Annotated in this window: 10 protein-coding genes; 8 read left to right on the top strand and 2 right to left on the bottom strand. The window is 69.1% G+C overall.

The window, feature by feature from the left end; genetic code table 11:
* Window positions 1–125: 125 nt before the first annotated feature.
* Window positions 126–710: a DUF4383 domain-containing protein gene (locus ACWD68_RS31570; RefSeq protein WP_451809868.1), complete on the bottom strand. Its 585-nt coding sequence runs from the start codon at window positions 708–710 to the stop codon at window positions 126–128.
* Window positions 711–831: 121 nt separating this feature from the next.
* On the bottom strand, window positions 832–1293 hold the full coding sequence (locus ACWD68_RS31565; protein WP_451809867.1) for an SRPBCC family protein: 462 nt from the start codon (window positions 1291–1293) through the stop codon (window positions 832–834).
* Window positions 1294–1475: 182 nt separating this feature from the next.
* Here ACWD68_RS31565 and ACWD68_RS31560 point away from each other — a divergent pair, with 182 nt between their 5' ends.
* The 8 genes from ACWD68_RS31560 to ACWD68_RS31525 all read left to right on the top strand — a co-directional run bounded on the left by ACWD68_RS31560 (window position 1476) and on the right by ACWD68_RS31525 (window position 6330).
* Window positions 1476–1652 carry a hypothetical protein gene (locus ACWD68_RS31560; protein WP_266754985.1) on the top strand — a complete coding sequence of 59 codons (177 nt, stop codon included), beginning with the start codon at window positions 1476–1478 and terminating at the stop codon, window positions 1650–1652.
* Window positions 1653–1825: 173 nt separating this feature from the next.
* A complete protein-coding gene (locus tag ACWD68_RS31555; RefSeq protein ID WP_451809866.1) occupies window positions 1826–2107 on the top strand; it encodes a hypothetical protein in 282 nt (93 codons plus the stop codon).
* A complete protein-coding gene (locus ACWD68_RS31550) occupies window positions 2104–2487 on the top strand; it encodes an STAS domain-containing protein (RefSeq protein ID WP_451809865.1) in 384 nt (127 codons plus the stop codon). The genes ACWD68_RS31555 and ACWD68_RS31550 overlap by 4 nt, the downstream gene beginning before the upstream one ends.
* Window positions 2488–2696: 209 nt before the next feature.
* Window positions 2697–3062, top strand: coding sequence for a PRC-barrel domain containing protein (locus tag ACWD68_RS31545; RefSeq protein WP_451809864.1), 366 nt, complete (start codon window positions 2697–2699; stop codon window positions 3060–3062).
* Between the two features lie 156 nt (window positions 3063–3218).
* A complete protein-coding gene (locus tag ACWD68_RS31540; RefSeq protein WP_451809863.1) occupies window positions 3219–3590 on the top strand; it encodes an STAS domain-containing protein in 372 nt (123 codons plus the stop codon).
* Window positions 3591–3670: 80 nt separating this feature from the next.
* The gene (locus ACWD68_RS31535; RefSeq protein ID WP_451809862.1) at window positions 3671–4123 is read left to right on the top strand and encodes an ATP-binding protein; all 453 of its coding nucleotides are present in this window, start codon (window positions 3671–3673) and stop codon (window positions 4121–4123) included.
* Window positions 4124–4467: 344 nt separating this feature from the next.
* The gene (locus ACWD68_RS31530; RefSeq protein ID WP_451809861.1) at window positions 4468–5127 is read left to right on the top strand and encodes a fasciclin domain-containing protein; all 660 of its coding nucleotides are present in this window, start codon (window positions 4468–4470) and stop codon (window positions 5125–5127) included.
* A 279-nt stretch (window positions 5128–5406) separates the two neighbouring features.
* Entirely contained in the window at window positions 5407–6330 is a 924-nt protein-coding gene (locus ACWD68_RS31525; RefSeq protein WP_451809860.1) for a YihY/virulence factor BrkB family protein, read from the top strand.
* Window positions 6331–6367 lie beyond the last annotated feature (37 nt).

Genomic DNA, 6367 nt, shown 5'->3' with positions numbered 1-6367 from the left:
GCTCGCCCGGGTGATCGGCCCGGGCGAGCACCCCTCGTCGTCCGCCGGGTCGCCCGTCGGCTCCCCGGTCGGCCTGCCCTGCGGGGCGTCGTCGAATCGTCAGCGTCCCGGCGGGAGCGGACCGCTCAGTTGCCCTGGTGCGGGCCGGAGGCCCCGGTCGGCCCGCGGAGGGCCGTCCGCGTCGTACCGGTCGGCAGCGCTCCGCCCGGAGTCTGCCGCTTGCGCCGGGCGAGGGATTCCTGGGCGGCTTCGCGGGGGTGACGACGCTGCCAGTACGGGTTGTCGTGCGGCAGCTTGCTCGACACTCGCCCGTACATGCCGAACGTCAGGATCACCAGCCCCATGACAAAGCTGAAGATGACGTTGGTCATGCCGAAGTCGAGGACGTTGGCGGGCCGGTCGAGGATGAAGATGTGGACGAAGCCGCTGAGCAGGAACAGGGTTCCCACGACCATGTTGAGGGTGGAGGCGATGTTCCCTCCGATCACGCCGCCGGCGATCAGGGCCAGGCCGACCAGCACGGAGATCAGGCTGAGGGCGCCGTTGGTCGACATGCCCGCGATGCTCTCCCCGTCCGTGTCGAACGGACTGAGCTCGTCGGCGAAGCCGAGGACGCCGAAAACAAGCAGGACCACCCCGCAGAAGGCGGCGCCCCATCGGTACACGGCGGTCAGCTGGTGGTCGACGGGCAGTTCGTCCTGGAGCTTCATCGCTCGTCCCTTCGGGCGGGGGAGGGGCACCTGCGGACGAGCGCCCCTTTTCTTCCTATTGCGCCCCTTTATTCCGTGAAAAGCCACCGCGCGGTTGCACCGTCTTCGTGGAGCGGCGGGATCAGCCCGGCAAGCCACCGGTGGAGCCGAAATGACGGTTCAGCGCCTGCGGCATCCGGTCGGCCACCCCGTCTCCCAGGCGCTCGAACTCTCCGCGGAGGAACGGAGTGGCCAGCCGGGCCACGCCGCGGAACTCGACAGAGGCCCGGTAGGTGAGGAGGGTGGCGCCGTTCTCCTCGCGGAAGGTCAGGTCGTCGGTGGAGGTGGCGCTCCGGTTCCGCCCGACGAAAGTCAGCCGCAGGTCCTCGAGGCGGACCAGCCGGTAGCGGAGTTCGGTGCGCCGTCCGCGGAACCTCGAGACGTTGTGCCATTCGGCGCCCTTGGCGACGGGGGCACCGGCCCTGGTCGGACGACAGCTCACCGTGCCCGGGTCCCACTCCTCCGCGTGCGAGAAGTCCGCGAGGTAGGCGACCACCTCCGGCAGGGGGTGGTGCAGGGTGAGTGTGCGTTCGACTTCGACCATGGAACGTCCCTTTCGCGGAGTTCGAGGCGGGCGCCTCCCGGAGCGGGGGAGGTCCACTTGTCTTCCCGGTGGGAGCGCGGGGCGGATGCAGCCCATTCGTCACGCGACGTAGTGTCGGGCGGTTTTCTCGGGGCATCCGGATCCCATCACTTCGACAGACGACCATCCACGAGGGAGATCTCATGCTCGGCATCGCCGCCGCCGTACTGCTGTTCATCGCATTCCTGATCAACGCCGCAGACATTTCGACGAATGACGTGTTCACGTCGACAAATGTGATGCTCATAGGGCTCGCCCTGCTCGCTCTTCACCTTTCCGGCGTCGGCGGTGGCTGGGCGACGCGCAGCCGTCGACGCTGACCGCCGGGGCGGGGTCCCGTCGGTGGGCGGACGCGACGGAACCCCGGCCGGGGTGCCCCCTGTTCGTGCGACTTCGCGTGGGTGACTTGCAGGGGCACGGTCCGCCGCGAGATGGTTGTCGGACGGAAACCGTCTGTCGTTCCGAAAGGTGGTGGGCCCGCGGACGCGGGCCCTTGCTCGTGGACACTTCCCCGCAGCCTCCTGCCGGCCCGCGCGGCGCCGGTCCGGGCGCCACGTGGGGTTCCGCCCCCTATCCCGTGGTCGTCGCGGACCCGTCCGGTGGCGTGGTCGAGCTGAACGCCGCCGCGACCGTCCTCTTCCCGGGCGCGATCACCGGCGCGTGGCTGCAGCTCAAGGATCTCCCGCGCGCCCGCCGCATGCCGGCCCACGCGCGGGAGGCGCTCGGAACCCGAACGCCGACACCCGAGATCCCCGGCCCCGGAAAGCCCGTATGACCACTTCGCATCCCCCCACGTTCACGCTGACCGTCGAGGCCGAGCCCACCGCACTGGTGATCCATGTCGGCGGAGATCTCGACTACGAGACGTGCGACGAACTGATGAGGACCGTCGACCAGCACCTCGCTGACAGGTCCACCACCCAAGGACGGCTCCGTGAGCTGCGCGTGGACTTCACCGGTCTCGACAGCGTCGACTCCATGGGCCTGTCCACCCTGCTGATGATCCGACGCCGTACCGACGCGGCGGGTGCAGACCTGCACCTCGACGGGCGTCCGCCCGGCCTGGAGCGTCTGCTGGAGATCACCGGAACGCTGGACTACCTCACGGCGCCCTGCGATGTGAGCAAGGAGGAGCGGCGTCCCGGAGTCGGTTGACGGGCGTACGCCGCGGCCGTGCACGCGGGTGTCCGGCGTCAAGGGCGCCGATTCGCAAGGGAATTCCACCGAATGCAGACCGGATTGCAGGGTATTTGCAGCTCCGAGGCGGCACGGCGGCGGATTCCCGCCCTCGGGCCCCTCCCTGCCGCGTCCCCGTCACGGGTGAGTCGTCGGCAGGAAGCACCGGCGAGCTGACGGAGGAAGACATGACGGTCGACAGAATCTGGTCGTACGCACCGGAGTTCAACCATCCCGAAGTCCAAGAACTGGCCGGCTACAGCGTCGAGGCGACCGACGGGACCATAGGCCACGTCGACCGGCAGGCGGACGATTCCGGGATGCGGCACCTGGTCGTGGACACCGGCGTCTGGGTGTTCGGGAAGAGTGTGCTGGTACCCGTGGGGGTCGTCGCCGGCATCGACACCGAGTCGCAGAAGATCACCGTCGCGTGCACCCGTGAGGAGATCAAATCGGCACCCGTGTTCAAGACCGACCGCGAGACCCTCGACCCCGCGTACCTGTCCAGCGTCGGCAGCTACTACCGGAGCCTGCCGCCGAGGCAGCCCGCATGAGCCGTCGTGACGTGTCGCGCGACGGCGCGAGGTCGACAGTCGGTGGTCGCGCATCCGGAACCGGGTGCCCGGCCCAAACGCGTGGGGGACACATGGTGTCCGTCCGGCCCGGCCGGACGGGCGCCCTCGCACGAGCAGATGAGAAAGAGTGTTCATATGCCCGACGGGTTGGAGGCCACCGTGACACACGGGGCGGCCCAAGACGCCTTCGTCGTGCGCGTGAGCGGTGACATCGATCACGAGAGCGCGTTCCGACTGGAAGAAGCGTTGGACCAGGCTCAACGGGTGGGCTCGGGACGCACGGTGGTCGATCTGTCGGGGACGGCTTTCGCGGACTCGTCGATCCTGCACATCCTGCTCGAAGCACAGCGCGCGCACCGGGCCTGCGGCACGCTCATGGTGGTGTGCGGGCCCTTCGGCGACATCGTTCGGAGGCTCTTCGACGTGACAGGGACCGAGAGCTTCTTCGTTCTCGCGGACAGTGTTCAGGCAGCGCTGGAACTTCCGGACCCGGCGACCGGGCGATGAACCCGGCCAACCGCACTCCCGCGCCCGACCGGAGTCCGGGAGCGGGCGGTTCGGGGGAATCCGGTCACAGGAACACCGGGATGACGAACCAGAACGACGCACCCCAGCTCGCCTCGCTCACCGCACCGCCCGCCCGTCCGCCCACGAGCCTCCCGGTCACGAGCGCCGCGACCGCACGCCGGCACGTCCAGGCGATGCTGTGCGAAACCGGAAGCGCCCGGGCGGGCGACGCGAGCCAGGAAGCGGTCATCGACCTGCTGCTGGTGGTCTCGGAACTGGTCACGAACGCGATCCGGCACGGCGACGGGCTGGCCGGATTCGAGGCGACGGTGACCGACGGCGGCGTACGGCTCGCCGTGCGCGACAACAGCGATGTCATCCCCGTCCATGCCTACGGCACCGGCGAGATCCCCAAGACTCACCAGGTGAACGGCTACGGGTGGCCCCTGATCATCCGTCTCTCCCGCGCCGTCGCCATCGAACCGTGCCCCGAGGGCGGCAAGACGATCCATGTGTTCGTCCCGCTGATCTGAAGCGATCCCCGCCCCTCTCCTCGCTCCCGCCTGTGCGGCCGTACGTCGGAACGGCGGACGCGAGCGCGGGTGGCGCCTTCTCCGAAGCCGCGCGCGTCCCGGATTGGTCGCGACGTGAATTTCCCTCGAACCGGTGATTACCCATCCGCCGACCAATCCATGGTGGCCCCGGTGTCGGATTCCCCGTGTGAGCCGAGATGTGAAGAGTTCGATGCGTGCCCCAGGGTTCGCGGCCGGCGCCTCGCAGAGGTCCGCCCTTTCGTTCTCGAATAATTTCCGCTCGAAAACCACGGCATTCCCCGGTGTGCTCCGCGAATGCTGCTTCGTTCCGACAGGAGAACCTCATGAACATGCGTATCCGTCGTGTCGCGATGGCCGTCGCCACCGCCGCTGTGCTTCCGATCGCGCTGACGGCCTGTTCCGACGGCGGCAAGGACAGCGACGCGTCGAGTTCCGCGAAGGCGTCGGCCTCGGCCTCTGCCTCGGAGGGGGAGTCCGCAGGTTCGGCGGGGATGGCCGGGAGTTCCGACGAGCCGTTCGGTCCGGGATGTGCGTCGGTGCCGAAGGACGGGGCGGGGTCGTTCGACGGGATGGCGAAGGACCCGGTGGCCACCGCGGCGTCGAACAACCCGGCGTTGTCGACCCTGGTGTCGGCGGTGAAGAAGGCGGGTCTGGTGGACACGCTGAACAATGCCGAGAACATCACGGTGTTCGCGCCGACGAATGACGCGTTCGCGAAGATTCCGAAGGCGACGCTGGACAAGGTGCTCGCGGACAAGGCGCAGTTGACGAAGATTCTGACCTATCACGTCGTGGGTCAGAAGCTGGCGCCGAAGGATCTGGAGAACGGTTCGTTCGAGACGCTGGAGAAGAGCAAGCTCATGACGAGCGGATCGGGGGAGTCGTACACGGTGAATGACTCCGCCAAGGTGGTGTGCGGCAATGTGAAGACCGCCAACGCGAACGTGTACATCGTCGACACCGTACTGATGCCCACGAGCTGACACGGCGACGCGCTCCGGGCCCGCGGCCGACAACCGCGGGACTGCCAGGAGTTTCCTGTGGCGGGCAGGGAAATAGGGAGTGGCCGGGACAGGCATCTGTTCCGGCCACTCCGTTCGGCCCCGACAGTCAGGGAGCCGAGGACGCCGGCGGGACCGGCGGTGAGAGGTGAGGGATGAACAGAGCAGTCGTCACAGTGTTCGCGGAGGCACGGGACGTGGCCGCCCCGTGCCGGGTCCTCACCCGGGTACGGATCGGCAACCGCCCTCACCGGACCGCGCATGTCCGCTGAATCCGGGCCGAACAGCGCCATCGACGCGGTCCGCCCGGCACGGCCCGGCCGGTTCGGGCCCCGGCCGCCCGACCTCTGGTGGCCTGCACTGCGCCGCACGCCGGTCTCGATGTGGAACGACGACATCTCCGACTGGGCGGCCGCGCTGACCTACTACGCGATCCTGGCGGTCCTGCCGGCCATGCTCGTCATGGTCATCGCCTTCGGTCTGATCAGCCCGGACACGGCCGAGCAGTTCATCGCGCACGTCACGGCGTACGCACCGGCACAGTCGGGGGCGGAGCTGCACCAGGCGCTGGGGGAGATGGTGCGTCAGCGATCCGCCGCCTGGACGCTCCTGGTCGCCGGTGCGGCGAGCGCGCTCTGGTCGGCCTCCAGTTACCTCGCGGTGTTCCGCCGGGCCCTGCACCGCATGCACGACGTGGCGGACCGCCGCTCGGCCTGGCGGACCGCGCCCCGTCTGGTGCTGACCGCCCTGGCGTTGCTCGGGCTGCTCGTCGTGAGCGCGCTCGTCCTGCTGCTGACCGGCCCCGTGGCCGAGGCCGTCGGCCGCGTCCTCGGGGTGGACACCACCGTGTCCGTGGCGTGGGGCCTGCTCCGCTGGCCCGTGCTGATGTGCCTGGTGGCCCTGCTGGTCCTCGTCGTGTTCCACACAGGTCCGCTGCCCGCCCGCCGCCGCCGGTACAGCCTGCCCGGCGGCATCCTGGCAGCGTTCCTCTGGCTGGTCGTCTCCGCCGGATTCGCCCTGTACGCCTCCGTCCTGGGCGCCTACAGCAGGCTCTACGGCTCTCTCGCCGGCCTCGTCGTCTTCCTCGTGTGGCTGTGGCTGTCCAACCTCGCACTGCTGGCGGGCGCGCAGTTCACGGCCGAACTGAGCGGGGCCGCCGCGGCGAGGAAATCGGCAACAGTTTGAGACTCGAAGGTTTGTTCCGGCCGGGACGGCGCACACG

This window comes from Streptomyces sp. NPDC005141 (genome assembly GCF_053599975.1).
Note: the sequence above shows the minus strand (reverse complement) of the source record. Positions and strands in the feature narration are given on the sequence as shown.